This window comes from Bacillus tuaregi (genome assembly GCF_900104575.1).
GTDB lineage: Bacteria > Bacillota > Bacilli > Bacillales > Cytobacillaceae > Bacillus_BD > Bacillus_BD tuaregi.
In genome coordinates, this window is the sequence record NZ_LT629731.1 from 1,988,806 (window position 1) to 2,015,672 (window position 26,867).

General features: G+C 40.6%; 23 protein-coding genes and 3 pseudogenes. 22 read left to right on the plus strand and 4 right to left on the minus strand.

The window, feature by feature from the left end; genetic code table 11:
- Window positions 1-296: 296 nt before the first annotated feature.
- Window positions 297-1,082, minus strand: a complete 786-nt coding sequence (locus BQ5321_RS11825) for an N-acetylmuramoyl-L-alanine amidase family protein (protein WP_071394689.1) — start codon at window positions 1,080-1,082, stop codon at window positions 297-299.
- Between the two features lie 343 nt (window positions 1,083-1,425).
- Between BQ5321_RS11825 and BQ5321_RS11830 the strand changes: the two genes are divergently transcribed.
- From BQ5321_RS11830 to BQ5321_RS11850, 5 genes are all read left to right on the plus strand, one after another.
- Window positions 1,426-1,908: a DUF3939 domain-containing protein gene (locus BQ5321_RS11830; protein ID WP_071394690.1), complete on the plus strand. Its 483-nt coding sequence runs from the start codon at window positions 1,426-1,428 to the stop codon at window positions 1,906-1,908.
- Between the two features lie 195 nt (window positions 1,909-2,103).
- Window positions 2,104-2,361: a hypothetical protein gene (locus tag BQ5321_RS11835; protein ID WP_071394691.1), complete on the plus strand. Its 258-nt coding sequence runs from the start codon at window positions 2,104-2,106 to the stop codon at window positions 2,359-2,361.
- Between the two features lie 320 nt (window positions 2,362-2,681).
- Window positions 2,682-3,566: a YitT family protein gene (locus tag BQ5321_RS11840; protein WP_071394692.1), complete on the plus strand. Its 885-nt coding sequence runs from the start codon at window positions 2,682-2,684 to the stop codon at window positions 3,564-3,566.
- Between the two features lie 570 nt (window positions 3,567-4,136).
- Window positions 4,137-6,278: a transglycosylase domain-containing protein gene (locus tag BQ5321_RS11845; protein ID WP_071394693.1), complete on the plus strand. Its 2,142-nt coding sequence runs from the start codon at window positions 4,137-4,139 to the stop codon at window positions 6,276-6,278.
- Between the two features lie 188 nt (window positions 6,279-6,466).
- Window positions 6,467-7,939 (plus strand): protein adenylyltransferase SelO, encoded by a 1,473-nt coding sequence (locus tag BQ5321_RS11850; RefSeq protein ID WP_071394694.1) that lies wholly within the window; start codon window positions 6,467-6,469, stop codon window positions 7,937-7,939.
- A 59-nt stretch (window positions 7,940-7,998) separates the two neighbouring features.
- On the opposite strand, the gene BQ5321_RS11855 is transcribed toward BQ5321_RS11850, so the two are convergent.
- Window positions 7,999-8,916, minus strand: a complete 918-nt coding sequence (locus BQ5321_RS11855; protein WP_071394695.1) for a class I SAM-dependent methyltransferase — start codon at window positions 8,914-8,916, stop codon at window positions 7,999-8,001.
- A gap of 314 nt (window positions 8,917-9,230) precedes the next feature.
- Here BQ5321_RS11855 and BQ5321_RS11860 point away from each other — a divergent pair, with 314 nt between their 5' ends.
- The 8 genes and pseudogenes from BQ5321_RS11860 (at window position 9,231) to BQ5321_RS24825 (ending at window position 14,654) form a co-directional block, all read left to right on the plus strand.
- Window positions 9,231-9,794: a sigma-70 family RNA polymerase sigma factor gene (locus BQ5321_RS11860; protein WP_071394696.1), complete on the plus strand. Its 564-nt coding sequence runs from the start codon at window positions 9,231-9,233 to the stop codon at window positions 9,792-9,794.
- On the plus strand, window positions 9,778-10,485 hold the full coding sequence (locus BQ5321_RS11865) for a hypothetical protein (protein ID WP_071394697.1): 708 nt from the start codon (window positions 9,778-9,780) through the stop codon (window positions 10,483-10,485). The genes BQ5321_RS11860 and BQ5321_RS11865 overlap by 17 nt, the downstream gene beginning before the upstream one ends.
- 18 nt (window positions 10,486-10,503) lie before the next feature.
- Entirely contained in the window at window positions 10,504-10,995 is a 492-nt protein-coding gene (locus BQ5321_RS11870; protein ID WP_071394698.1) for a hypothetical protein, read from the plus strand.
- Between the two features lie 210 nt (window positions 10,996-11,205).
- A pseudogene (locus tag BQ5321_RS25190) lies at window positions 11,206-11,466 on the plus strand (family 1 glycosylhydrolase); the annotation flags it as partial.
- A 191-nt stretch (window positions 11,467-11,657) separates the two neighbouring features.
- A pseudogene (locus BQ5321_RS11875) lies at window positions 11,658-12,848 on the plus strand (family 1 glycosylhydrolase); the annotation flags it as partial.
- Window positions 12,849-12,965: 117 nt separating this feature from the next.
- The gene (locus BQ5321_RS11880) at window positions 12,966-13,538 is read left to right on the plus strand and encodes a thymidine kinase (RefSeq protein WP_071394699.1); all 573 of its coding nucleotides are present in this window, start codon (window positions 12,966-12,968) and stop codon (window positions 13,536-13,538) included.
- 251 nt (window positions 13,539-13,789) lie between these two features.
- Window positions 13,790-14,386, plus strand: coding sequence for a peptidylprolyl isomerase (locus tag BQ5321_RS11885; RefSeq protein ID WP_390622187.1), 597 nt, complete (start codon window positions 13,790-13,792; stop codon window positions 14,384-14,386).
- Between the two features lie 139 nt (window positions 14,387-14,525).
- Window positions 14,526-14,654, plus strand: coding sequence for a hypothetical protein (locus BQ5321_RS24825; RefSeq protein ID WP_261798743.1), 129 nt, complete (start codon window positions 14,526-14,528; stop codon window positions 14,652-14,654).
- A gap of 71 nt (window positions 14,655-14,725) precedes the next feature.
- On the opposite strand, the gene BQ5321_RS11890 is transcribed toward BQ5321_RS24825, so the two are convergent.
- A complete protein-coding gene (locus tag BQ5321_RS11890) occupies window positions 14,726-15,736 on the minus strand; it encodes a M14 family zinc carboxypeptidase (RefSeq protein WP_071394701.1) in 1,011 nt (336 codons plus the stop codon).
- 351 nt (window positions 15,737-16,087) lie between these two features.
- Between BQ5321_RS11890 and BQ5321_RS11895 the strand changes: the two are divergent.
- The 4 genes and pseudogenes from BQ5321_RS11895 to BQ5321_RS11910 form a co-directional block, all read left to right on the plus strand.
- A pseudogene (locus BQ5321_RS11895) lies at window positions 16,088-16,240 on the plus strand (MarR family transcriptional regulator); the annotation flags it as partial.
- A gap of 20 nt (window positions 16,241-16,260) precedes the next feature.
- Window positions 16,261-16,776 carry a spermidine/spermine N(1)-acetyltransferase gene (locus tag BQ5321_RS11900; protein ID WP_071394703.1) on the plus strand — a complete coding sequence of 172 codons (516 nt, stop codon included), beginning with the start codon at window positions 16,261-16,263 and terminating at the stop codon, window positions 16,774-16,776.
- A 78-nt stretch (window positions 16,777-16,854) separates the two neighbouring features.
- On the plus strand, window positions 16,855-17,703 hold the full coding sequence (locus BQ5321_RS11905; RefSeq protein WP_071394704.1) for a DUF72 domain-containing protein: 849 nt from the start codon (window positions 16,855-16,857) through the stop codon (window positions 17,701-17,703).
- 138 nt (window positions 17,704-17,841) lie between these two features.
- The gene (locus BQ5321_RS11910; protein WP_071394705.1) at window positions 17,842-18,117 is read left to right on the plus strand and encodes a DUF1292 domain-containing protein; all 276 of its coding nucleotides are present in this window, start codon (window positions 17,842-17,844) and stop codon (window positions 18,115-18,117) included.
- A 91-nt stretch (window positions 18,118-18,208) separates the two neighbouring features.
- Here BQ5321_RS11910 and BQ5321_RS11915 read toward each other — a convergent pair whose 3' ends face one another.
- Window positions 18,209-19,066 carry an AraC family transcriptional regulator gene (locus BQ5321_RS11915; RefSeq protein ID WP_071394706.1) on the minus strand — a complete coding sequence of 286 codons (858 nt, stop codon included), beginning with the start codon at window positions 19,064-19,066 and terminating at the stop codon, window positions 18,209-18,211.
- Between the two features lie 225 nt (window positions 19,067-19,291).
- On the opposite strand from BQ5321_RS11915, the gene BQ5321_RS11920 reads away from it, so the two are divergent.
- The 5 genes from BQ5321_RS11920 to BQ5321_RS11940 all read left to right on the plus strand — a co-directional run bounded on the left by BQ5321_RS11920 (window position 19,292) and on the right by BQ5321_RS11940 (window position 26,849).
- Window positions 19,292-19,771 carry a 4Fe-4S dicluster domain-containing protein gene (locus BQ5321_RS11920; RefSeq protein WP_071394707.1) on the plus strand — a complete coding sequence of 160 codons (480 nt, stop codon included), beginning with the start codon at window positions 19,292-19,294 and terminating at the stop codon, window positions 19,769-19,771.
- A complete protein-coding gene (locus BQ5321_RS11925; RefSeq protein WP_187143740.1) occupies window positions 19,771-21,573 on the plus strand; it encodes an aldehyde ferredoxin oxidoreductase family protein in 1,803 nt (600 codons plus the stop codon). The genes BQ5321_RS11920 and BQ5321_RS11925 overlap by 1 nt, the downstream gene beginning before the upstream one ends.
- 121 nt (window positions 21,574-21,694) lie before the next feature.
- Entirely contained in the window at window positions 21,695-21,964 is a 270-nt protein-coding gene (locus BQ5321_RS11930; RefSeq protein ID WP_071394709.1) for a MoaD family protein, read from the plus strand.
- Window positions 21,965-22,077: 113 nt separating this feature from the next.
- Window positions 22,078-25,887 carry a proton-conducting transporter transmembrane domain-containing protein gene (locus BQ5321_RS11935; RefSeq protein ID WP_084786753.1) on the plus strand — a complete coding sequence of 1,270 codons (3,810 nt, stop codon included), beginning with the start codon at window positions 22,078-22,080 and terminating at the stop codon, window positions 25,885-25,887.
- Window positions 25,887-26,849 carry a respiratory chain complex I subunit 1 family protein gene (locus BQ5321_RS11940; protein WP_071394710.1) on the plus strand — a complete coding sequence of 321 codons (963 nt, stop codon included), beginning with the start codon at window positions 25,887-25,889 and terminating at the stop codon, window positions 26,847-26,849. Before BQ5321_RS11935 ends, BQ5321_RS11940 begins: the two co-directional genes overlap by 1 nt.
- Window positions 26,850-26,867: the final 18 nt, after the last annotated feature.

The following is a 26,867-nucleotide window of genomic DNA, read 5'->3' on the forward strand; positions in this document are numbered from 1 at the left end:
TCTTGTCGTTCAAATCGGGAAGATTACCCAAACACATATAGTCATGATTACATACATATATAGGGGTGGGTTTTAGTCATATAAGAAGAACCCTTTGACCGCATATTATATGCGGTTTTTTCACGTGCTTTTACCTATTGCTAGGAAAATACCTGCAACGAACAGAAAAAGGGCTGTCCTAAAAACTATGGTGCCGGCACCACTAGCCACACTATCCAATCTCTCTTTTCTATTTGACATTGGATATCAATCATAGATGGTCTACCTGACACCATAGGGGACAGCCTCTTGCTTAGTTATTTTTGCTGACCATACGTACGATCATAGCCTCTTCTTTTGAACTCGATGACAAGGTTTTTGGCATTTTCATAATCGGTCGTAATGATAAATTGGTACGGATCATTTTCAGCAGGAGCTTCATTGGGTCCATAATTTTTTAATGCTACACCTTTGGCATTATAGCCTTTTTGTTGGTATTCAGGTACCAAGGCTCGAGCCTGCCAAAAGGCTAGATTAGGGATAATGACATCATAGGACGGATTTTTTCTTTGTAAATTAAAGGCTCGTTCCAGTCCCTTTACATGGGCTCTTCCAACAGCTTGAATCCAGCTTGGATCCTTCATTTTTCCAGAATCCAATGGGTTGTCAATAAAACCAGCTTCTGTTAACAAGCTTGGCATGTTACTTTCGCGTATGACGTGGAAATCGCTTTGCTTTCTTCCGCGGTTATTCAGGCCAATCACCTTCATAATTTCCTCATGAATCAGGTTTTGATAGGTAGTTGTTGGCGGTCCTACATTCGGATACACAAAGCTTTCAAAACCTGTGCCGCCTCCAGAGTTAATGTGAACGGATAGATAGAAATCAGCTCCCCATTTATTGGCTTCATTTGTCCGTTGACTTAAAGTAGGGAAGGTATCTCCTGTACGACTCATCTTGACTTCAACATCACTATACTCCGCTGTCAATACATCGTGAATAACCTTTGAGATTGCTAAAGTGATATCCTTCTCCTGTAATCCATTACCAACAGCACCTGGGTCGTTGCCTCCGTGACCTGGATCTAAGAATAATTTAAACATATCTCATCCTCCCTCGATTTTTTATATGCAAAAAAAAGAAAAAAGGTGTGGACTATATAATAAATAATCCAAATTCGCCCGTTAAATTTGTGTCCGGATTACTTGAGCTCGCTCGATTAACTACCTTAAAAAATCCACAGACATGCCGTTTCAAAGTAAGTCATTCCTGAATATGATGTGAGAAACGGAGAAAAAGGAAAAAAAAGACAGAATGAGCACTAAATAATGTCAGAAGCCTCCCTAAATGTGATTTTTTAAACATATATGGCTCATTTTGTTGGTTTTTCGTTGGAAGCGTTTTCATGATAGTTGTAATAGAATAATTGTAAGGAGGGTGATTCTTATGGCTTTTAATTGGTTTAAAAAAAAGAAAATGCAAGAATATTATCCGATAAAAGAGGTATCCATCGTTGAGATGAGGGCAGCTGTAAGGGAATTTGCATGCAATATGCGTGAAGGAATCAATCTCAGTGTCATCATAAATGACGATAATTCCATTAATATAGATTATATAAAGTCATACTTAAAATGCATCCCGACAAAGTCTTTTTATATGTCGAGAGAAACGTACGAAATTTTCGAAGAAGAAGAAAAGGAAATGGCTATTTATTCAGATGTTATACAAGCTGCGGTTGACCTTTATATTGACTCGACAGGTGAACTTCCAGTGATAAAGGATAATCCGTATCAGAAAATAAGCTATAAAAAGCTGTCTGAATGGCTGGAGGATCCACCCGATATCGAATTCTACATGACCGATTTAGAAAATCTGATTTCACATAAGAAGCCTGATTTATCGAAAAAGAAGCATAGGAGAAGTATCTAATCCTGAACCTCTCAGCTTTATGCCATTTTGATGGATGAATTAGGTGTTTATTACTATCTTATTCACATAGATTCTGCTGCGCACTTCAGACGAAACGATGAGAATTTGAGAGTTCCTCAAATGTTCACAAATAGCTTAGGTAAACGCTTTCAAATTCAGCTATGCTTAAGATAATACATTTGGGAGGTGCTGTTATTGTATAAATTACAAATTCAAAATGCTGAAACCCAAGAAATCCTTCGTGAAAAAACGTATAAAAAACCTGATTTGATTTTCAGTTTGTTAGAAACTGCTGAAAATGGACATGAATGTTTTTTATTTGATGAGGAGTGTAAAACCTATAAAGGCGACTATGTTACCCATTCGACATACAAGGAAGAGGACACAGAGGTAATTAAAATCCTTTTCCACGTGGAATTATCGGATATCCAAGCGAGAATCGCTCAATTATAAACACAAGCCAAGTAATAAAGGAGGAATTCACCACCTATCGGGAGGGGAATTCCTCTATTTACATATTCATAGTTTTATTTTTTTGAATTTGAAGTAAGTATACCGTAACATATCAACGTTAGCTCGTGATATAATATTAGTTGTCATTTCAATAGTATACCGTTAAGAAAATGTAGGATGAATAAGCTTAGATGGGTACTTATATACAATACTTACTTCTTTCTTAGTAAATAGCATGACCCAGGTTGCACTGTGCAGATTAACAAGCTTGATGATTCGTTCCGTAGCCGAACATGTTATGAGCTTACTGGGGGAATTTGATGAGTGAATTAGCGTTAAAGAAAAGCAGTCATAAAGGATTAGCTATAAGAAGTATTATTAAACGGGCCATATTCATTACAATCGGAGCCATTATTATGGGCTACGGTCTTGAGGCGATATTAATCCCTAATCAAATGATTGACGGCGGTGTAACCGGTTTATCGATGCTGCTCAGCCATATCACGCCCATTAACCTAAGTGTTTTTCTTGTGCTATTAAACCTGCCTTTCTTTTTCTTAGGTTACAAGCAAATTGGAAAAACCTTTGCCATTAGTATGCTGTATGGAATTATTGCCTTATCGGTGGCGACTTCTTTTATGCATCATGTAGAGCCAATTGTCCATGATGAATTATTAGCAGTTGTATTTGGCGGAGTAACATTAGGAATTGGAGTGGGTTTGACGCTTCGAAATGGTGGAGTATTAGATGGAACGGAAACCCTAGCGATTCTAATTGAAAAACGCTTACCGTTTTCTGTCGGTGAAATCATCATGTTTGTCAATGTAATCATCTTCGCTATTGCAGCCTTTGTCTTCGGATTAGAAAATGCCCTATTTTCCATGCTTACTTATTATATTGCCTTTAAGACGATAGATATTGTCGTAAAAGGAATGGAAGATATGAAATCAATGTATATCATAAGCGATCATACGACGGAAATAGCGGATGCCATAACGGAACGCTTAGGACGTGGTGTTACCTACCTACATGGCGAAGGCTCATATAGCGGTGAGGATAAACGTGTGATTCTTTGTGTATTTACAAGACTTGAGGAAACGAAGATGAAGGATATTATTAGAGAAATCGATTCAGGAGCCTTTACGATTTCAACAGAAGTAGCGGAAGTCCGTGGCGGTCGATTTAAGAAACGAGACATTCATTAAAAAATTTTTGGACATCGTTAACTAGAGCTACGAATAATGGGGATAAGAGAAAAAAGCGGTATGACTTTGAATGAGCAAAAGTACATTCACCATAATATTTCTCGGCTACATAACGAATCATCGACTATTTGGAAAACTATCGTACTATATGATGATAGAAAATTCGAATAAAAAATAGGACTGTACCAAAGGATGTCAGGCATCCACAATACAATATCCAGTGCACTTTAGGCGAAGTGAAACTAGATATTGTATTGTGTGTGCCTGGCATTTTCTTTTTTAACTTCATTCAGCATTCATCATCCACTTCTACAAGTGGGGGATGAATGCAAATCGAACTTTGATTCAGTGGGGGTTCAAACCCCGGCTGAATGAAGTTAAGCCTCCGGCGGATGTCACGGAAATTTTAAAGGTAGTTTACCCGAGCGAGCTCAGGTAATCCGGACGCAAATTCGACGGGCGAATTTGATTACAAGGGTATTATAAAAGAGCTAGACTTATGGCACATTGACGAATTGGTATTTCTATTTCACAATAGGTTTTTGGATATGCAATAAGGTGGGAAGAAACATGGGAAGAATGGAAAGAAGACAGCAGCAGAAAACGTCTAAGCAGGCGTTGTGGGGAAGGCTTCGATCCAGCAGTCTGCTAAAAAAAATACTCTGGATTTCCCTCTCTATCATGCTTATAGGTGCATTGATTTATCATATTTTTATTTGGACAAGTGACGTTAGTAAGCTAGAGACACCGGTCCCACAGCCAACAACGATTTATGATCAAAATGGCAACATAGCCAGTAAAATCTCCAATTCAAGCATTGAAGGGGTCAACATCAAATCGATACCAATAAACGTCATCAATGCTGTCATTTCAGTTGAGGATCAACGTTTTTATCAGCATCATGGCGTGAATTATTTTGGAATTCTACGAGCCTTTTTTCAAAATACCGCAAGCGGTGAGGTTGTTGCTGGTGGCAGCACCATTACACAGCAATTAGCCAAAAATCTATTTTTAACACATGAAAGAACCTATACGCGTAAAGCAAAGGAATTAATCTTAACGAAAAAAATTGAACGTACCTATTCAAAGGATGAAATCATTGAACGATACTTAAATTCGATTTATTTTGGCGAGGGTGCCTGGGGAATTCAACGGGCAGCACAGGTTTATTTTGGTAAAAGTGTCAGTGAATTAACGTTGAGCGAATCAGCCATACTTGCCGGATTAATCAAAGCGCCGTCAAGATATTCACCGCTAAAAAATTTCGAAAAAGCGATTGAAAGACGAGACCTTGTACTGTCGCTCATGAAGGCTGAGGGATATATTGATCAAACAGACATTGATAAAGCGATGGAGCAGGAGCTTGTATTAGAAGGAAGAAAAATGGATGATCAATACAAAGGGAAATATCCTTACTATATTGATTATATTATTGAAGAGGCCATCAAAAAATATGGTCTGACCGAAAAAGAAGTACTATCAGGCGGTCTTCATATTTATACAGAGTTAAATCCTGAAATCCAAAAGAATCTAGAAGAAGTCTATCAAAATGATAGCCTGTTTCCAAAAGGTCAATCACAACAAATCGTACAAAGCGGGGGAATCTTTATTGATTCATCAACCGGTGGAATTCAGGCGCTTGTCGGCGGCAGAGGGGAGCATACCTTCCGCGGCTTCAATCGTGCGTCCCAATTGGTCCGCCAGCCGGGCTCGACAATGAAACCTTTAGCTGTCTACACGCCGGCCTTAGAGCAGGGCTTTGAGGCATTTGATTGGTTAGAGGACAAGCCCCTCAATATCGAAGGCTATCAGCCAAAAAATTACGATAAAAAATTTCGCGGTGAAGTGACGATGTATAATGCCGTTATCCAATCCTATAATGTACCGGCGGTGTGGTTATTGGATAAGCTGGGCTTAAAATATGGAGTGAATGCTGTGGAGCGTTTTGGCATTCCACTGCAAGAGGATGATCAATCACTTAGTCTTGCACTTGGCGGTATGTCAAAGGGGACCTCTCCATTGTTAATGGCCCAGGCCTACACCGCATTTGCAAACGATGGACTAATGGTCGATGCACATGCGATTCAAAGAATAGAAGCCGCAAACGGTGAGCTGTTAAGTAAATGGCAGAAAAATGCCAAAAGGGTTACGGACCAAGAGGTTGCACAAAAGATGACCTATATGTTAAGAGGCGTTGTGAAGGAAGGAACCGGAACAAAGGCAAAGGTGAATCATTATGAAATTGCTGGTAAAACCGGAACCACACAGCTTCCGTTTGAAAAGGACGGGGCGAAGGATTATTGGTTTGTCGGCTATACACCTTCGTTAACAGGTGCCATTTGGCTGGGCTATGACCGCACAGATGAAACCCATTACTTAACTGCCGCAGACAGCGGAACGGCTATGATGCTATTCCAAAAAGTGATTTCGATGTCTGCTTCAGAGCTTTCGGATAAATCCTTCGATTTATCCTTGATTGAGAAAACATACAATCAAGAGTGGAGCAGTATGAAAAAGGAAGAGGAAAAGAAACAAAAAGAAGAAGAAAAACGGGAAAAAGAGGAAGAAGAGAGAAAGAAGAAAGAAGAAAAAAAGCGAAAAAAAGAAGAAAAGCATAAGGAAAGGAAGAAAGAAAAAAAGGATGAAGACGAGGAAGAAGAGGATGAGAACGAGGAAGATGCAGACGAGTCTAGCTTCTACTTTTGGCGCTAGTTTTTTGCCAAAGCAAATGGCATGAGAAAGTTCAATCTTCTGTACAGACGAAAGTATAATAAACCAGCCTAATCAAACACTATAAAAAGCTGATTTTATCCTGAGTATGGAAACAAAAGCATTATTGAACACTTATCCATCAATGAATGATAAAGTGAACATAATATGCTAAAAGAAAAGGGGATATCATGATCAATCAAAACTCAAGCAATGCTGGTTGGAATTTTGACAATAGCTACGCCCGGCTCCCTAAGTTATTTTATAACAAGCAAAACCCGGTTCCGGTTGATTCACCGCGATTAGTGGTGTTAAATGAGAAGCTAGCTGCTTCACTTGGCCTGGACGCTCAATCGTTAAAAGAGGAAGAGAGTATCCATGTGTTTTCCGGCAACCGACTTCCTGAAGGAGCGGCACCGCTTGCGCAAGCCTATGCAGGACATCAGTTCGGACATTTTACGATGCTGGGTGATGGTCGCGCCGTCCTCTTAGGTGAGCAAATCGACCATGGGGGTAATCGTTTTGATATCCAACTAAAAGGATCTGGCAGAACACCTTTCTCGCGCGGGGGAGACGGTCGAGCTGCACTAGGACCGATGCTGCGAGAGTATATTATTAGTGAAGCGATGTATGGACTGGGGATTCCGACGACCCGGAGCCTGGCAGTTGTCACGACCGGAGAAAAGATTCTTCGTGAAACAGAGCTGCCGGGTGCTATTTTAACCCGTGTGGCAGCCAGTCACATCCGTGTTGGTACCTTTCAGTATGCGGCCGCATGGGGCAAGGATGAGGAAATTAAGGCGCTGGCAGACTATACCATTAAGCGGCACTATCCAGACATTGAAATAGATGATGACCGTTATCTTACCCTGCTGCGTGAAGTGATGAAAAAACAGGCGGAACTGATCGCAAAATGGATGCTGACAGGCTTTATCCACGGTGTCATGAATACCGATAATATGGCCATTAGCGGTGAAACAATCGATTATGGTCCTTGTGCTTTCATGGATACTTATGATCCGGCAACGGTATTTAGCTCTATCGATCGGGAGGGGCGTTATGCCTATAGCAATCAGCCGATTATTGCTGGCTGGAATCTTGCTCGGTTTGCAGAAACTCTATTGCCGCTTCTAGCTCGTGATGAAGAAAAGGCAGTGGAAATTGCTCAGGAGGAGCTTTCAAGCTATATGGACATGTATCGAGCACACTGGCTAAGCGGGATGAGAGCAAAGCTCGGCATCTTGAATGCAGAACAGGAGGACCAGGCTCTGATCGAGAAGCTCCTAGATATGATGCAAAAGCATCGGGCTGATTTTACCAACACGTTCCGTGCTTTGACCTTGGATAAGCCAGAGGATACGGTCATGAAGGGTATCAAGGCATTTGACGATTGGTATAGCATATGGAAGTCTAGGTTAAAGAGGCAGGAGGGTACGCTAGAGGAGGCCCAGCAGCTGATGCGCCATTCCAATCCTTCTGTCATACCGCGTAATCACCGCGTGGAAGAAGCACTAAAGGCTGCAGTGGAGGAGAATGACTTCAGCGTGATGGAAAGGCTTGTCAATGTCCTTTCAAAGCCATTTGCTTACACTTCTGAACACGAGGAATATTGCACCCTTCCAGAGTCATCAAACATACCTTATCGAACCTTTTGTGGTACCTAATAGAAAAGGCTGCTAGGAGCTCTAGCAGCCTTTTATATATATAAGTTTGAAATAATGGCTTATTTTTTAACAGCATGGATAAAATGAATCGTTTCGAAAGCAGACAAATAATCGGTGCGTTTCTGAAAGTAACGCTCTTGTATCATGGTTGGAGTTACATGCTCATAAATCAATAAACCGGAGTCTTCTAAAAGCTTCTCGATTTCTTGATAAGCATAACACGATTTCATTGGTTCACCGCCGGCAAAGGCCATTTTTATCATGTTTTCAACTCGGTTAGACCTTCCTTTTTCCGCAAAAAGCCTTTCATCTGCATAATCAAATACAATGGAGCTTCCCGGTGGCAGCTCTGAAAATAAATGTTTTAATAAGCTTGATAATTCATCTTTTGTCAGATAATAGGACACCCCTAATAGGCTAAAGAAGGTTTTTGCTTTTGTAGTAAATCCTTCATCCTTTAAGCCTTGAAATGAGATGGCACCGCTAAAATTCTTAGCAGAAAAGTGAAGATTCCTCGGGAGTGAAAAGCCGGCTTCCTGTAATCTTTGCTTTTTAAACTTCTGGGTAGCGGGATGGTCCATTTCAAAGATTTCAAGACTTGGCACTAATTCCGGGTGACGGAAACTAAAGCTATCAAGACCCGCTCCCAAAATGACATATTGCTTAACACCGAGCTCTATTTCATGAAGTAAGATGTTTTCACAAAAGGCAGCCCGCGCTAAAGGCGTGGGCGCAAGCTGAACCTGAATAATCCATCTTAAGATTTCTTCAGGATTGCCCTCATACTTTTCAGCTATCTCTTGATTGAAAAAATGGATTCCTTGTATCATATTTTGACTGATGTCTAAGTATTCCTGTTCGGTAATGAGCTGTTTCGCGATCGTATCATCGAAAATTTTAGGTGTGTCATTGCAGCTATGGTAAGCTCGGCTAAAAGCAGACACTAAGGATGTAATACTGGACTCATTTTGTTTCACTCTTTTTTCCTCCCGAAAAAAAATTCCCCTGGCCAGGAGAATTTAATCATACAGGGAAAATATTAAAAAGTAAAATTATAGCATAAAAATTTTTATTTGTCAATATGAATTATTTTTAAATTGAAATTTTGGAATGAAATAATAAAGGTTTTACATAAAGAGGCATGATTAGCGAATCTTAAGGGCTAATCATGCTTTTTTATTTTTTCTAAAATCAACACACTCATGTTTAACAGAGCCTTTGCTAAAAAAAGTTTTTGCTGGAACGTAACGTATCTAAAAGTATGCTCGTCTATTAGTTTGGAGGTGATGAAATGGGGAGTACTACCCAATTAGATCATCATTCAAAATTCCCAGAAGATCCTTCCGATGCACTTGAGGAAATGATGTCTCGATATGGTTCACTCGTACTGCGTACAGCTTATTTTTACCTCGGTGATAGGTTTCTGGCAGAGGATGCGAGCCAGGAAGCATTTATGAAGGCCTATAGAAATTGGAAAAAGTTTCGCGGAGATAGCAGTGTGAAAACATGGATAGTTAAAATTACAATTCATGTCTGTTATGACAAATTAAGAAAAAAGTCATCCAAAGAGCAGCCTATTGATCCAGCTGAAGTGATGACTCCTGTTCATTACGATCTGGAACAAGAAGTAATAAAGAAAATGGAGAGTACACAGATATTAAAATATGTCCTTCAATTACCACCACATTATCAAGAGGTTATTTATCTCTATTACTATCTTGATTTCAACACTTTGGAAATAGCCAAAATGACAGGAACACGAGACGGGACAATTCGGACAAGACTTCATCGGGCAAGGTCTTTAATAGAGGATCTTATCACAAAGGAGGACTTGATACATGAAGGGTCCAAATGATGAAAAATGGAACATTTTAAAAGAAGAAGCAGATCAACTACTATTTCACCAGCTAGAGTTTACGGATCAAATGAAAGAAAAGGTGAGGCAGAAAAGCAAGGAAGGTTCTACTAAAAGATTTTTCGTTCTAACAAAATGGAAAAAACGGATGCTGATGATGACATCAGCTGCTGCAGTAATGGTTCTTATTTTTATTTCGACAATGACTATAAGAAATACAGAGAAAATTGATTCACCTAATGAATTGAACATCTTTATGGAGGAGGCTGAAAATTCTCAAATTGCTGCTGATCTACCAGCTATAAATAACTGGACATTAGAGGGATTAGAGAAGGTCAAGCACTCGTTTCCTGAAGCGGTTTTGATCCCAACCTATATACCAGAGCCCTTTACTATAGGAGAGATTCATGCTTCTGGTCCAAACCAGGGAGAAGCCAATCAAGTTGTTATCACCAATATCTTTGAGGACCAATCCTACCTGGTGATCATTGAAAAGTTGATACCAGGCCTTAATGAGTCACAGGGATTTGAACAAGTTGATATTAATGGTGTAAATGGATTGATGAGAACGGAAGACGGAAATGATTATATGGATACAGAGGTACGGTGGGTGCTTGATGACTACCAATATTTAGTGATTGGAGCACTTTCTCCCGAAGAGGCACTGAAGGTGGCTCGATCATTCGAATAGGAGAATGGAGGAAACAAAATGATGCGAAGGCTATTGACTTCCATTTTGATAGGGCTGTGTTTAACGTTTATGATGACAGCGACCGTTTATGCTACGACAGAGGAAATGTTTGAAAAACAAGCAGAAATAGACCAAATCTTATTTGAGGAAAAAAGTGGAGAGCTTGAAGCAAAAGGTATAATCGTCACACATACAGCTTCCTTGGAGGATAAAATCGAAATTGGAATAGCTGATTTCACTAAAGAAAAAGCGCAATATTTCTATGATCTACTAGGAAAGGAGGAGGTCATCATCGTAGCAGGGGAACAGGCCGTTGCATTTGGTGCAGACGGTGGACCAGCAGATAACAACTTGGTGGAAGATAATGCTGCGATGGAGGCAACTGAAGAAGGAGCAGCAGCAAAGGAGAAAGAAAGCTCCAAAATATTATATGTCCTTGGGGCAGGCGTAATTGTGTTGGGAGCAGGGATTGCTTTTATTCTTCGTAAAAAAACAAATGTAAAAGGTTAAGTACTTTTATGGACAAGGGATAATATAATCCCTTGTTTTTTCTTTTATGCCTATTGTTCATTCGTGAAATGACTGAATATATAGACCTCGTCACGTGTTGTATAAAAAGCTAATGATGATTGAACATTAAGAATGTGGCATTTATGGGAATTTTTATTAAGGATAGCATTGGCAAAAAATTACTTGCTTGTTTAGTAGGAGGAGTACATCATGAGAAGTTTACCAAAGAATTTTTTATGGGGTGGTGCATTAGCAGCCCATCAATTTGAAGGTGGTTGGAATGAAGGAGGGAAAGGCCCAAGTGTTGTCGATGTAATGACAGCAGGAGCGCATGGGGTTCCACGACAAATAACCGAGACTATTGAACCAGACAAATTTTATCCAAATCATGAAGCGATTGATTTCTATCATCGCTATCAAGAAGATATCGCACTATTTGCAGAGCTGGGGCTAAAATGCTTAAGAACATCGATTGCCTGGAGCCGAATTTTTCCAAAAGGGGACGAAGCTGAACCAAATGAAGCAGGTTTGCAGTTCTATGATCAAGTATTTGATGAATTATTAAAGCATGGAATACAGCCTGTTATTACACTATCTCACTTTGAAATTCCATTACATCTGGCCAGAGAGTATGGCGGTTTTTTAAATAGAAAACTTTTANGATTGCCTGGAGCCGAATTTTTCCAAAAGGGGACGAAGCTGAACCAAATGAAGCAGGTTTGCAGTTCTATGATCAAGTATTTGATGAATTATTAAAGCATGGAATACAGCCTGTTATTACACTATCTCACTTTGAAATTCCATTACATCTGGCCAGAGAGTATGGCGGTTTTAGAAATAGAAAGCTTGTAGATTTTTTTGTGAAATTTGCTGGGGTTTGCTTTCAACGATATAAAAATAAAGTGAAATACTGGATGACATTTAATGAAATCAATAATCAAATGGATGTTAGTAATCCGATTTTTTTATGGACTAACTCAGGTGTGACAGTCAAAGAAAACGAAAATGCAAGAGAAGTCATGTTTCAAACGGCACACCATGAATTACTTGCCAGCGCATTAGCTGTTGCAAAGGGGAAAGAAATAAATCCCGATTTCCAAATCGGAGCGATGGTTGCCCATATCCCGATTTATCCTTATTCGTCAAATCCTGAAGATGTTATGTTGGCGGAAATACTCATGAGGGAACGCTATTTCTTCCCGGATGTACAAGTACGTGGCTATTATCCAAGCTATGCTCTGAAGGAATTCGAAAGAGAAGGGTATCAGATACATTTCGAAGCTAAAGACGAAGACATATTAAAAAACGGAACCGTTGACTATTTAGCCTTTAGCTACTATATGTCTAATACAGTGAAGGCTGAGGTTGAAGGTGAGGTTGAGGGTACGTATTCTCGCGGGATTGTAAATGGGTCTGTTCCTAATAGTGTTGAGAATCCTTTCATTCAAGCGAGTGATTGGGGTTGGGGGATAGACCCGACTGGACTTCGTTATACATTGAATCGTTTATATGACCGCTACCAAATCCCTTTGTTTATCGTTGAAAATGGATTTGGTGCGGTCGATACGTTAAAGAAAGATGGTTCGGTCCATGATCCAGAAAGAATGGAATACTTAAGGTCACATATTGAGGCCTTTAAAAAAGCGGTCATGGAGGATGGTGTTGACTTAATCGGCTATACACCATGGGGCATTATTGACATTGTCTCCTTTACAACAGGAGAAATGAAAAAACGATACGGTCTGATTTATGTGGATCGTGACAATGAAGGAAACGGCACTATGAAGCGTTATAAAAAGGATTCATTTGAATGGTATAAAAATGTCATTGGTACAAATGGTGGAGAGTTATGATCGCTACTCAGCAATTCCACTAGTCGTGACAAATATTCTCTCGCTTTAAATCATTACGCTTTATGTATATAATATTAAAATGTGTTTTGATAGTTCACGGGTAAGGAGAAGAGATAATTGGCACAGTTATTCTTTAAATATGGAGCAATGAATTCAGGTAAATCGATTGAAATCATTAAGGTGGCACATAATTATGAGGAGCAGAATAAGCATGTGATGATTTTTACTTCAGCACTTGATGATCGATATAAATCAGGTTTTGTATCCTCTAGAGTGGGGCTGCAGCGGGAAGCTACCCCTATTTATGAAGAGACAAATATTTTTTCTGTTGTTAGCGAATCCTCTTTGCGATTAAGCTGCGTGCTGGTTGATGAAGTGCAATTTGTCTCCAAGGACCATGTTCTGCAAATGGCCAGAATTGTGGATGAACTCGACATCCCTGTAATGGGATTTGGCTTGAAAAATGACTTCCAAAATGAATTATTTGAAGGCAGCAAATATATGCTCCTTTATGCAGATAAAATTGAAGAAATGAAAACCATCTGTTGGTTTTGCGAGAAAAAGGCGATTATGGCTTTACGAGTAGATGAATATAATAAGCCGGTTCGGGAGGGCAGTCAAATTCACATTGGTGGTAATGACAGCTATTATCCAGTTTGCCGCAAGCACCACAAGCAACCGCCATTATGATTTAAATGTATTCAACATCGTTTTAAGGCTTAATTGGATAAAGGAAAAGTTGTCAGAACTAGGGCTGAGTTCTGACAACTGCCAACGGAAAAAACCGCAAACTGTCACAATAAACGATCATCCCAGAACAAACAACTCTTCCCATCAATTCTCCAACTTTGCTATGATACATACGAGGAGGTAGAAGATATATGTTATCACGTACGAAACTATTCTATTTTATTTTTACAGCCATTCTAGCAGCTTTACTAATGACTAGCTGCGGAACTCAAGCAGAGAATGAACAATCGGCCGAAAATAAGGAAAGAAACGATTATTCATCAGAGGTTGCGGAAAATCCTATTGTGACCATAACGATGGAAAACGACGAAAAGATCGTACTAGAATTGGAGCCAAAGGTTGCGCCCAATACGGTTGCCAATTTTATTTCTTTGGTGGAGCAGGGCTATTATGATGGACTGATTTTCCATCGCGTCATCCCTGATTTTATGATTCAAGGGGGAGACCCGGAAGGTACTGGTACAGGTGGACCTGGTTATACCATTGCAGGAGAATTTACCTCAAACGGATTTGAAAACAACCTAACGCATGAACGCGGAGTGATTAGCATGGCGCGGACTGGTGATCCTGATTCGGCTGGATCGCAATTTTTCATCATGACGAAGGAATCGCCGCATCTTGATGGTGAATATACCGCTTTTGGTAAAGTGATTGAGGGAATGGAAACAGTTGATAAAATTGTTTCAGCTGAGCGAAACAGTGCGGACAAGCCATTAGAGGATCAGAAAATGAAATCCGTAACAGTGGATACAAAGAGTTATGATTATCCTGATCCAGTAAAGCAATAAGTAATTACCTGTCTATCGGGCGTCCTTAGTGACGTCAAATGGGCAGTTTTTTTTATATATAAATAGACAATGTACCCAAACAAACACTACAGCGTATAGTAACTTCTGTGTGAGAATATTTCGAAAGGAAGGAAGTACAATGGCAAATCTTCAAATCAATCAACAAGGTAAAACCCATTCAGAAAATGAATTTAAAGTTGTTAAAGTGAATCTAACAAATCCATCGGAAAGTATTTATGCTGTATGCACACCAATCAATTTGAAGTAATTCATGCAGCAATAGAATAACCATCTCTCCCAAGCTGTACTTTAGGATGAGATGGTTATTTTTCATGATAATTATGGATTCATTTGCCTCTCAAGAGCTTTGGCAGCTAAGAATAAGCCAACCATTTTATTTCTTTCCCAAATGTCGGGAAACTCGTCAATCGGAAGGCTGCTGTCTTCGATCAATTGACCAATTTCAACCGTAAAAGCGGGTTTAGCAAACTCCTCGATGAACCAATCTGTATATCCTCCGCCCTGTTGATGGGATTTGGGCTCTTCAATGGGATATCTAGTTAGTTCAGAGACTTTTTCAGCGATTGAATAATAATCCTTCATAAACTCTGTTGTATGAGTGATTCCCCATTGGTGATAGCCCCAAAAAATCATATTTCCAGAGGAATGGTACGAAACGGCGATTTCTGGCATTACCTCGTACGTGAAATCGACAAGAGCTCTAACCTCGTCAGCTTCGAGCGGTCGGGTACCTTTGTAAAATTGGTAGCTTGGCTTTGAGTGAACTCCTTTTAAATAAGACCAATTTGCAGGATACTGCCGATTTAAATCAATCCCTGATAAATTGGCTTTCCATCTGTTAAAATTCAAAGAGCCCTGGTTCATTTCAATGAGAAAAGGATGAAGGATGTCAGGTGTAGCTTGGAGACCCCATTGCTGGAGTGACACTCCATCTGGATTGACCATCGGAACAAACCAAATCGAAACCTTATCTAATACTTTAGAATGAAAACCTTCTACAGTTTGCTGGTTGTCATAGGCAGCTGCATAGGTTTCAATCATCTTCATTAATAGAGTACTCGTTAACCATTCACGGGCATGGTGTGCACCATTCATTAGAATCGTTGTTTCACCTTGACCAAGTTTAATTCCCCATACTTCTCTTCCAAAGGAGGTCGTAGTTAAGGACTTGTATGTGATTAGGTCAGGATGTTTTGTAGCAAGCTCTACCATATCCTGTGATAAAGCTTCATATGTATAGATTTTCTCAGCCTCCACAATCTCGGCCTTTCCTATTGTCGGAAAGAAGGTGAGCCATAAAGGAATAAGTAAGTAGGTAAGCTTCCGCATTATGTACTTCCTCTTTTTAATAGATAGTGTGGATAATTGAGATGTTTTTCATGAACAAATTTTGTGATTTTTACAATCGGTGTGTGTATTCTAAAAGAAAAACAAAAACCACTCTATACAGAATGGTTTTTATCTGCTTGACGATAAGAGGAAAAAATAGTTGGTCCTAGTAGGCTGTCTAACACTTTTTCCGTTTTCGGCATAAAGAAATTTAAAAGGAGACCTCCTAAGCATACGGTTAATAACATTCCAATGCCGATGGGTCCATGGAATAGGATGGCCAATATCAAGAAAACGAGATAGATGATGGTTCTTGAAAAAAATAGACTGATTCGCGTTAATTCCTTTATGATTAAGGTTGAAAATAATCATTCTAATCATGTTGCACTAGAGGGGTTTTCTGAAGGAAAAATAGAAACCATCTATCATCTTTTACAGAAAGTAAGAAAGAATATCGAAAAAGACTGGGAATTTGTCAAAAAAGGAAACAAGAGAAAATATTAATAGACGGAGGGGACCGATAGATGAAGATCCATTTTAAAAAATGTACTCTTAAGGATTTAAACACACTTCAAACCATTAGCTATGAAACCTTTAATGAAACCTTTAAGGATCAGAATTCACCGGAGAATATGAATGCCTATTTGGAAAAGGCATTCAACTTAAAGCAAATAGAAAAAGAACTGACCAATCTTTCTTCTGAATTCTATTTTGTTTTTGCTGGGGATGAAGTTGCTGGATATTTAAAGCTTAATTGCCATGACGCTCAGTCGGAAGAAATGGGTGACGACGCACTTGAAATTGAGAGAATTTATATAAAACGAAAGTTTCAAAAGCTTGGGCTTGGTAAGTATCTTCTAGATCAAGCGATTAATATCGCATTGGAACGTCAGATGAAGAAAATTTGGCTAGGTGTATGGGATCAAAACGATAATGCCATCGCTTTTTATGAGAAAATGGGGTTTGTTCAAACCGGAGCACACGCTTTTTATATGGGCGATGAAGAGCAGGTAGATTACATCATGACTAAGACACTATAATCGCTTTTTATAGATCGATTTGTTTGACTAACAAAAACTAATTAGACTGCACAACACAAAAAAGGAGGGACTCAAACCTTGATATACATAGGCCTTGCAGGCTGGGGCGATCATGATTCCCTTTACCGTGACGGCATTAGACAGCGGGATAAATTAGCGCAGTACAGTAGCCATTTTCCAATAGTTGAAGTGGATTCTTCTTTTTACGCGATTTCACCGCTTCGAAATGTGGAAAAATGGGTCAGTGAGACACCGGAAAATTTCCGCTTTGTGGTGAAAGCCTATCAGGGGATGACGAAGCATCGGCGGGGAAAGGATATTCCTTTTACCAGCGTCACAGAGATGTTTGATGCCTTTAAAGCTTCCTTGAAGCCCTATCAGGAAACAAATAAATTAGCGATGGTCCTGTTTCAATTTCCGCCCTGGTTTCATTGCCGGAAGGAGAATGTGGCCTATATCAGATCCTGCAGGAAAATGATGGAGGATATTCCCGTAGCTCTTGAGTTTCGCCATCAATCCTGGTATAGCGATGCTTATCGGGAGGGTACGTTACGCTTTATGAAGGAGGAGGGCTGGATTCATTCAATTGCAGATGAACCGCAATCAGGAGAAGGCTCCGTTCCACTCGTACCTACTGCAACAGATTCCAATTTGACTTTAGTACGTATGCATGGCAGAAACACACAGGGCTGGAACAAGCAGGAGGGGGTCGACTGGCGTGAGGTTCGCTTTTTGTATAAGTATAACGAGTCAGAGCTACTGGAGATGCAGCAGGTTCTACAGCAATTGTCCCAGCAAACAAAGGATATCTACGTCATTTTTAACAACAACTCCGGTGGAGACGCAGCCTCTAACGCCAAAGAATTCCAGCAGCTTTTAGGTATCGAATATGAAGGACTAGCTCCAAAACAGCTTGGGTTATTTTAGGTGTCTACACCAAAAAAACAAAATAACGCAAACTGTCCATTTACGGTGCCTGACACCGATTGTACAACTGTTTGGATTGAATGAATGCCCACTTTTTTGGGAATAAATGAAAGGAAACTATATTTAGGGGGTATTGTCATGGAAAAGATTGAAGTGGGAGAGGTTTTTACGATTACGGATGAAAATGATGAAGAGCTGGAAGTCGAAGTGCTAGCTTCCATGAATATTGAAGGGACCGACTATGTGGCCGTTGCTTTTGCGGAGGATGTCCGTGAAGAAAGTGATGAGGATATTGATATTTTCTTCATGAAAGTCGACCAGGATGGTGATTTTTCAGCAATTGATAGTGAAAACGAATTTGACAAGGTTTCGGCAGCCTTTGATGAAATCATGGAGGATGACGACGAGGAATAACAACATTCAGTAAAATCTACTGTTGTATAAAATAGAGTAGGCGCGTGTATAATGATGCGCCTGCTCTATTTTTTTACGTAAAAGTTCATCCCTAATATTTATAGATAACCGGAGCGTTTCCAATGCTTTTATAATGCTTCGGTGTCATGCCGTATTTATTTTTAAACAGAGCGATAAAATGTGATATATTTTCGTATCCCAGCTCGTATGCTACTTCCGTTACATTATGGAGCTTTAGCAACTCCTTTGCTTGCAGCATTTTAAGGTTTGTTATGTATTCCTTTGGGGTTAGACCGACCACCTTTTTAAAAGAATTACAGAAATTGGTCTCGGACATGTAGATGTCTGAGGCAAGCTGTTTAATACTGATGGGCTGTTTAATATTTTCTTTTATGTATTTGATTGTTTGAAAGATGGGATGATCCTGCTCTATATTAATAATTTGATGAACACCTTTGATCTGAACTAAATGATAGACAAGCTCCTGTGCGTAAAGGTCAATGAGAAACTCCTTATTTTTTTCTGCCTTAGTTGAAATATCCATCAGTTTATCCAAGCTTTTCCCGAGCAGATGAGTGATGGTTCCCAGGAAAAATCTGTCCTCCAATAGAGCATCATAATCCGCTTCAAAATCTAAGCTAATCTTTTCCGTTACTCCTTTTAAAAGGGTATCGTTGAGCTCGAAGACAAGCGCCTTTGTCGAGGTATCAATATTCATATGGACATTTGAATGGGGTGGAAGGAGGATAAATTGTCCAGGCTGATAGGTAAACTGAATGTCTTCATTAACGGATACATGCTTCCGGCCATCAAGAATGGTACAAAGTCTTGTGTATTCGTAGGTTTTGTAATCGCAGTCCATAGGAGAAAGGTCATAAAATAATATTTTCATATAATCTGTTTCTAAGCCATCTGCTAATTCTACATCTCGTTTAAAATTAGTCAGCATTCCATAAACACCTCAAAATCTTTTATTTGATGGTCCTGTTGTATACTGCTATCGTACTACTTGCACCAATTTTTGGATATGGATAAATATTGACAAAAAATAGCATTACTTTTTAAAGAAGTTTGTTAGTTTTTTCACAAAATTAATATTAAAGTTAAATAGAGGTAATATTATGTAATTTGAGGAGGTGTAACTGGCATCGCGATTGCGGTAACCAGGATAATCATGAGTAAAATATTAACGATTTCTCCTGAAAAATGCACGAACTGTCGCAGCTGTGAGCTGATTTGCTCGTTTAACAAAACAGGTGAATTCAATCCGAGGGAAGCTGCTGTACATGTACTCTTTTATGAAGAGGCTGCTATATCTGTCCCTGTCATGTGTATGCAGTGTGAAGACCCATCCTGTATGAAGGTGTGCCCTGTTAATGCATTTTCGAGAGATGAAAGCGGCGCAGTGGTCTCAAATCCAGACAAATGTATTGTATGTAAAATGTGTATCAGTGCCTGTCCGTTTGGGAATATTTCCTTCAATTCTGTCAAAAAGGAAATTGTCAAATGTGATCTATGCGGTGGGGATCCAAATTGTGCAAAGGTCTGTTTAGCAGGAGCCATTCAGTATGTCGATGGTTCAACAGGTAACATTCATAAGAAAAGAGTCATCGCAGAAAAATTTAAGGATTTGTTTGCAGAGGTGAATAGTTGATGAACGGCTGGAAGGGAAAGCTCATAAGAGTCAATTTAATAAATGAAACCATTACAACGGAAGCACTGGATTTTCGGGAAGCAAAGCAATATCTTGGAGGCAGGGGTCTAGGGACCAAACTTTACATAAACGAAGTGGATCCAAAGGTAGACCCGCTTAGTCCTGAAAACAATCTCATCTTTATGACGGGACCGTTAACAGGTACTACAGCCACTTCGGCCGGAAGGTATGAGGTGGTAACGAAAGCGCCTTTGACAGGCACAATCGGGGCTAGTAACTCCGGAGGCTATTTCGGTCCCGAATTGAAATATGCAGGCTACGATGGCATCATTTTTGAAGGAAAAGCGAAAAAGCCAATCTATCTTTATATTAATGATGACCATATCGAATTAAGGGATGCCAGCCATTTGTGGGGCAAGGAAGTACCGCAAACAACAGATGAGCTGTTAAAAGAAACGGATGAGGATGCGAGAGTTGCCTGTATCGGACCTGCAGGTGAAAGGCTTGTCCTGTTTGCAACGATTATGAATGATAAAACAAGAGCAGCAGGACGTTCTGGGCTTGGTGCTGTCATGGGCTCCAAAAATCTAAAGGCTATTGTGGCGAAAGGTACAAGATCGGTAACGGCCGCCATGCCTAAGGAGTTTATGGATGCCTGCATGGATTCACTTGTGAAAATTAAAGAAAACCCTGTCACTGGTGCTGGACTTTCAGCCTACGGCACAGAGATTCTCGTGAATATCCTAAATGAGTCAGGTGGACTCCCAACAAGAAACTGGCAGGAATCGGTATTCGATAAGGCAGATGATATCGGCGGTGAAACGTTGGCTGATAAATATTTGATTCGGAACAGAGGCTGCTTTGACTGCGCGATTGGCTGTGGCAGGGTAACTAAGCTCGAGCGATCTAAGTACACTGATTTTGGAGAAGGACCAGAATATGAAGCAGGCTGGGCATTTGGAGCTTCCTGCGGTGTAAGTGATCTGCAGGCAGTCTGTGAAGCCAACTTCCTTTGTAATGAGCTAGGCATGGATCCGATTACCATGGGTTCAACGATTGCCTGTGCAATGGAATTATATGAAAAGGGCTTTGCAACGAAAAAGGATATGGGAAGAAATCTATTATTCGGCGATTCGGATGCCATTGTCGAGTTGACGAGAATGACTGGTTACAGGGAAGGCTTCGGGGACAAGCTGGCCTTAGGCTCTTATAGAATGGCAGAGGAATTTGGTCATCCAGAGCTTTCAATGACGGTTAAAAAACAAGAAATGCCTGCTTATGATGGACGTGCCCTACAGGGGATGGGACTGGAATATGCTACTTCCAATCGTGGCGGCTGTCATGTGCGCGGTTATTTAACCTCTCCTGAGATTCTTGGTTTGCCTGTCAAAATGGATCCACTTGTCACTGAAGGAAAGCCTGCGATGCTTAAGACCTTCCAGGATCTTACGGCTGTTGTCGATTCGGTTGGAATGTGCCTGTTTGTCACATTTGCCATCGGGTTGCCAGAGATCTCCGAAATGCTTAGAACCTGTACGGGCATTGATTATAGTGATGAAGAGGTCCTTCAAGCAGGAGAAAGAATTTGGAATCTAGAAAAACTGATCAATATGGAGAACGGGTTCTCGAAAAAGGATGACACGCTGCCTCCAAGACTATTAAAAGAACCAATTACCAAGGGACCTGCTAAAGGGAAGGTAACTGAGCTGGATACGATGCTTCCTGAATACTATTCCTTAAGAGGATGGGATGAGGAAGGGGTACCGTCAGAAGATAAAAAAGAAGAGCTTTCGCTATCTTAAGTGAATTATTTCACATATATAATGAGAGATTAGTAGCCATACAGTTTTTTGAAAAATTGAATCCCGGCAGGTGTGTAACACAAATGAGCTTGCCGGTGTATTCAATCTTAGGTGATGCGAAATGATGATTAAGTTTTTTGCTTATGTGCGTGATTACACTCACAAGAAAGTAATAGAAATGGAGCCGTGTGAAACGGTTGAAGAGCTTTTGAAGGTTCTTTCCAGCCGATACGGGAAGCCATTTAAGACAAACGTCTTTCCGGATAATAAACTTAGTGATGAAATGATCATTCTAGTAAATGGACGGCATATCGATCATTGTGACGGGGTTCATACAAAATTAATGGATGAGGATGTTATTTGTATAATTCCAGTTGTTGCAGGAGGTTGATGGCGATCAACCTTTTCTTTTTTAAAGGTAAATGACCGAGCGAGCTCAATAATAATCTAGACGGAAATTGGACCAGGTGAATACGAACATGATTATGAAGGGAGGTACGAATAGTGAATACACAACTGCTTTTTGGTGCGATGATTCTCCTGCTATTTGAAGTTATGGCTGTCATGAAACCAAGAAAAATAACGACCTTACTCGTCTATTCGACGATTGCTGAGCTTGGCTATATCCTATTAGGCTTTGCTAGTGGTACCTTCGTAGGGCAGACAGGAGGATTACTCCATCTTGAATATCAGCTCATTATGCGGGGCTTAGTCTTTCTGACAGTATTTGTAATGATTCAACAGAGTAAGACGTCATACATAGAGAATTTAAAGGGATTTGGCAGAACTTCACCACTGATATCTACGATGTTTGCCTTTGGTATCTTTTCGGTCATGGGTCTTTCCCCTTTTAAAGGGTCCATTAGTAAATTTTTAATCGTCTATTCCTGCATCGAAGCGGGTCAAATGATTTATGCTGCAGCGGCAATAGTAGGTAGCATCATTGAAGCCTGGTATTTTATCAGAATCCTGCATCATATTTGTTTTGCTGAAGATGAGAAGACTGAACAGGACTACGGTAAAAATGGAGACTCCATAGTCCTCAATAAGATGACTACAGGAGCTATCATGGTTCTTGGAGGTCTGACAGCACTATCGACCCTTTTTCCGGAACCATTCATAGAATTTAGCGAGAGGTTGGTAGGCTCATTATTTGCAACGGCAGTTAATGAACTGCCAGTTATTGACTCTCCATGGCCGGTAATGGTCTTAGTACCATATATCGGCGCGTTTGTTGTATTTATCATTGGCCATTATTTGCCTAGCTTAAGAGGGTTACTCGCTATGATCATCGGCGTCACAACTGTCGGGGTCGTATGGATGGACGGAACAGTCGACAGCCTTTCCAAGCTGTTTGCCTTGATTATTTCTGTTATGACGCTGTTAGCCATCATCTATTCGATTGGTTATTTTAGGGGTGAAAAGCATAACAACCGTTACTTTTTCTTTTTACTGCTTACGTTAGGCAGTCTGATTGGTGTTGCTACGAGTACAAAATTGGGTAATTTCTATGTGTTCTGGGAACTGATGACTTGGGCATCGTATCTGCTTATCATTCATGAACCTTCACAGAAGACCTTAAAGGCTGGATTTTTGTATTTTATGATGTGTACAAGCGGAGCCTATATCATGCAGTTTGGGATTTTATCGCTGCAGAATAGTATTGGAACCCTTGATATGGCAGTAGTATCACAACAGTTGCCAATGATGGCACCGGGGCTATTAATAGCTATCATTGTAATGTTTGTGATTGGAACGGCTGTCAAAACAGGTCTTGTACCAGTTCACAGCTGGCTGCCTGAGGCTCATCCGCAAGCACCATCACCGGTATCAGCCTTGCTCTCCGGCATCCTGACGAAAATTGGGATATATGGTTTGTTAAGGGTTGTATTTGTCGTTTTTGGAATGGGTCTCCTATCGCAATTAGGCTCGGTCGGAAACCTACCCTATACCGGACTTGCCCTAACCCTTTTAGGAATCATCACGGCACTATATGGGGAAATCATGGCCCTGCGCCAAAAGGATATCAAACGGCTTTTAGCTTTTTCCACAATGGGACAGATTGGCGAAATTGTCACCGTCCTTGGTTTGGGAACCTACCTTGGCATGGTGGCTGGTCTTTATCACATTTTAAATCATGCCATGATGAAGGGGCTTCTATTCCTTGCGGCGGGTTTATTAGTGCATAAATTAAAGAGCCGAGATTTGGCCGCCTTGAAGGGTGCCGGTAAGGTAATGCCAATTACAGCAGGCTGTCTTGCCATCGGTGTCCTTGCCATCATGGGTTTACCGCCATTCAACGGCTTCATTAGTAAATTTCTCATGCTGTACGCCGCTGTTGACTCAGGCTATTGGTATATTGCCGCACTGCTTCTATTTGGAAGCATCCTTGCTGCCATCTATTACATCAGACTGATTAAAACGATCTTCTTTGAAAAATATGAAGGGCCAGAAATAACGGAAGGACATTGGACCATGTTGCTTCCAATTGGTGTCCTTGCAGGTTTCGTTATTTTTAACGGCTTTCTTCCTCAGTATGCCTTAAAGCTGGTTATTTCGGCCGCTGATACGATTGCCGAATTAGGAGGATTAGTAATTACTTCTATTCCTCAGATTCAGGTAAGCTGGCCTATGGTCATCCTGATTCCAATGCTTGGCGGACTCTTAGCCTACTTTTTCGGTAAAGGTTCAGCAAAAACAGCAGGCTGGATTTCCGTATTCGTGATGATGACAACGCTTGGTACGATTGTCCTATCACACGGAAAATACGATGTATTCTCATTAAGCTTTGCCTTGTTGATTGCATTCGTAGGACTATTAAATATGCTGTATTCGTTGGGTTATATGGGGCATGGACATGCTCAAAACCGCTATTACTTATTTTTCTTAATGATGATTGCCGGACTGATTGGTGTGGCAGTCAGCAGTGATTTCTTTTCTTTCTTTCTTTATTGGGAGATTATGAGCAGTTGGACATTGTATTTCTCGATTATCCATGAGGAAACGAGAGAAGCGTTAAAAGAGGGCTTCAAATATTTCATTTTTAACTATATTGGCGCAAGCTTTGCCTTTTTAGGCATTCTTTTATTAACAGCAAAAGCTGGAACCTTTGACATGTCTTTACTGGCAAATCGTTTAGGAGAAATGGAGCTAGGTGTGGCTGGATTAGGTCTGACTCTTATCACAATTGGCTTCCTTATGAAAGCAGCAATCCTATCGTTCCGCATTGATTATCAGATGCATCCTGCCACAGCACCAACACCTGTGAGCGGCTATATCTCATCCGTACTATTAAAAAGTGCTCCATATAGCCTTATTAAGCTTTTCTTTATCATGAGAGGAGCAGTAATTGCTGGTCGTATGAGTATGGTATTGAACAGTTCGATTCTCCTTTACATTGTGGCATGGATTGCCGGGCTAACCATTGTGGGTGCAGGCGCTATGGCACTCGTACAAAGAGGCATCAAACGGCTTTTAATCTATAGTACGGTCAGCCAAATTGCTTATATCATCCTGGGCTTGGCCTTAGGAACAACACTTGGATTAACAGGTGCGCTATTACATTTTGTTAATCATATGTTCTTTAAGGATCTGCTCTTCCTTGCTGCAGGAGCGATTATGGTCCAAGCACACTGCAGAAATCTTGATGATGTTAGCGGACTTGGCAGAAAAATGCCGTGGACGTTAGGCTTTTTCATGGTAGGCGCTCTGTCACTTGCCGGCGTACCTCCTTTTAGCGGTTTCACGTCTAAATGGATCATTTATGAAGCGGCAATGGAGCAGGGAGAGGTCCTGCTTGCCATCCTTTCATTAGCAGGAAGCGCTATGACGATGGCTTATTTTGTAAAATTCATGCATTCAGCATTCTTTGGTGTCCCAACCTCACAAATAGAGCAGGTTAAAGAAGCACCATGGACGATGCTCGTACCGATGGGACTATTGTCTGTCATCAGTGTCGTTTTCGGTATCATGCCAGGCTTACCACTTATGGTCATTTCTAAGGTTTTAGCACTGGCAGGTTTTGCCCAGCCTTCCTTTACCTTATTCAGGGTGGATACGCCAATTGGAACCTGGCAGGTTGGTGTCATCACCATTGCAATTCTGCTAGGGCTTGCAGTCGGCTTAGTTCTGCTGTTATCGGGAAATAAAAAGGTCAGGTATACCGATGCCTATACATGTGGAGTCACAGACCTTGACGCAGACAGTATCAATCCAGATGCACAAAATCTGTATGAAACTCCCACAAAACTAGTGAAGAAGCTGCACCAAGGGATTGTACCTGTATTTGGTAATGGTGAGGAGGAAGAGGAGTAATGGAAATAGTAAAGCTGCTCATTCATATTTTAATTTTTCCAGGAGGCCTTTTCGCCATTATCTTCGGTTTATTTCTTAGCGGACTTGATCGAAAAATTTATGCACGGCTGCAAAGAAGAGTAGGACCGCCTATTTATCAGCCTTGTATTGATATTATAAAACTTTCGCGAAAAGAAATAGTCGTACCGAGAACCGCCAATTATACCGTATTTCGATACGCACCATTGCTTGGTTTCGCAGGCATGCTGACGGCTATTAGCCTTATACCTGTAACCGGCATTTATTCCGGATTGTATCAATCGGGAGACCTTTTGGTGCTCTTATATTTATTGGCTACTCCAGCATTAGCCCTAATGATTGGGGCATCGGCTTCCGGCTCACCGTACAGCTCGGTTGGGCTTTCCCGAGAAATGGTGATTATGCTGGCCTATGAAATACCGTTAACCATCGTTCTCCTGGCAGTCGGAATGAGAGTCGGCATGGGTGAAGGGGGAACGGCCTTGTTTTCCTTGAACAGGATTGTTGATTTCCAGCTCAAGAATGGAGCCTTGCTCTTAGATTGGCAGATGCTCCCAGCATTTATAGCCTTTTTATGCTGTATTCCCGGAACCATTGGGGTCGTGCCCTTTGACATACCGGAAGCGGAAACGGAAATTGCAGAAGGACCTCTATTAGAGTATTCAGGCATGGGACTTGCCCTGTTTAAGCTGACCGGAGGCTTGAAGATTTTTGTGTTGTCATCACTCGCTGTTGCTCTGTTTTTCCCTTCAGGTATTGGGGGCTTTTGGTTCATCAATCTGCTATGGTTCATTTTGAAATGTATTATGGTTACTTTTTTCACGATTACATTGGTGCGTGCGACAAGAGCGAGAATGCGGATGGATCAGGCATTCAAATTCTATTTGTTGATACCGAGTGTTTTAGCACTAACTAGTCTTGTTCTCCTCTTCATTTCATTTTGAACCAAATCTTTTTGAAGG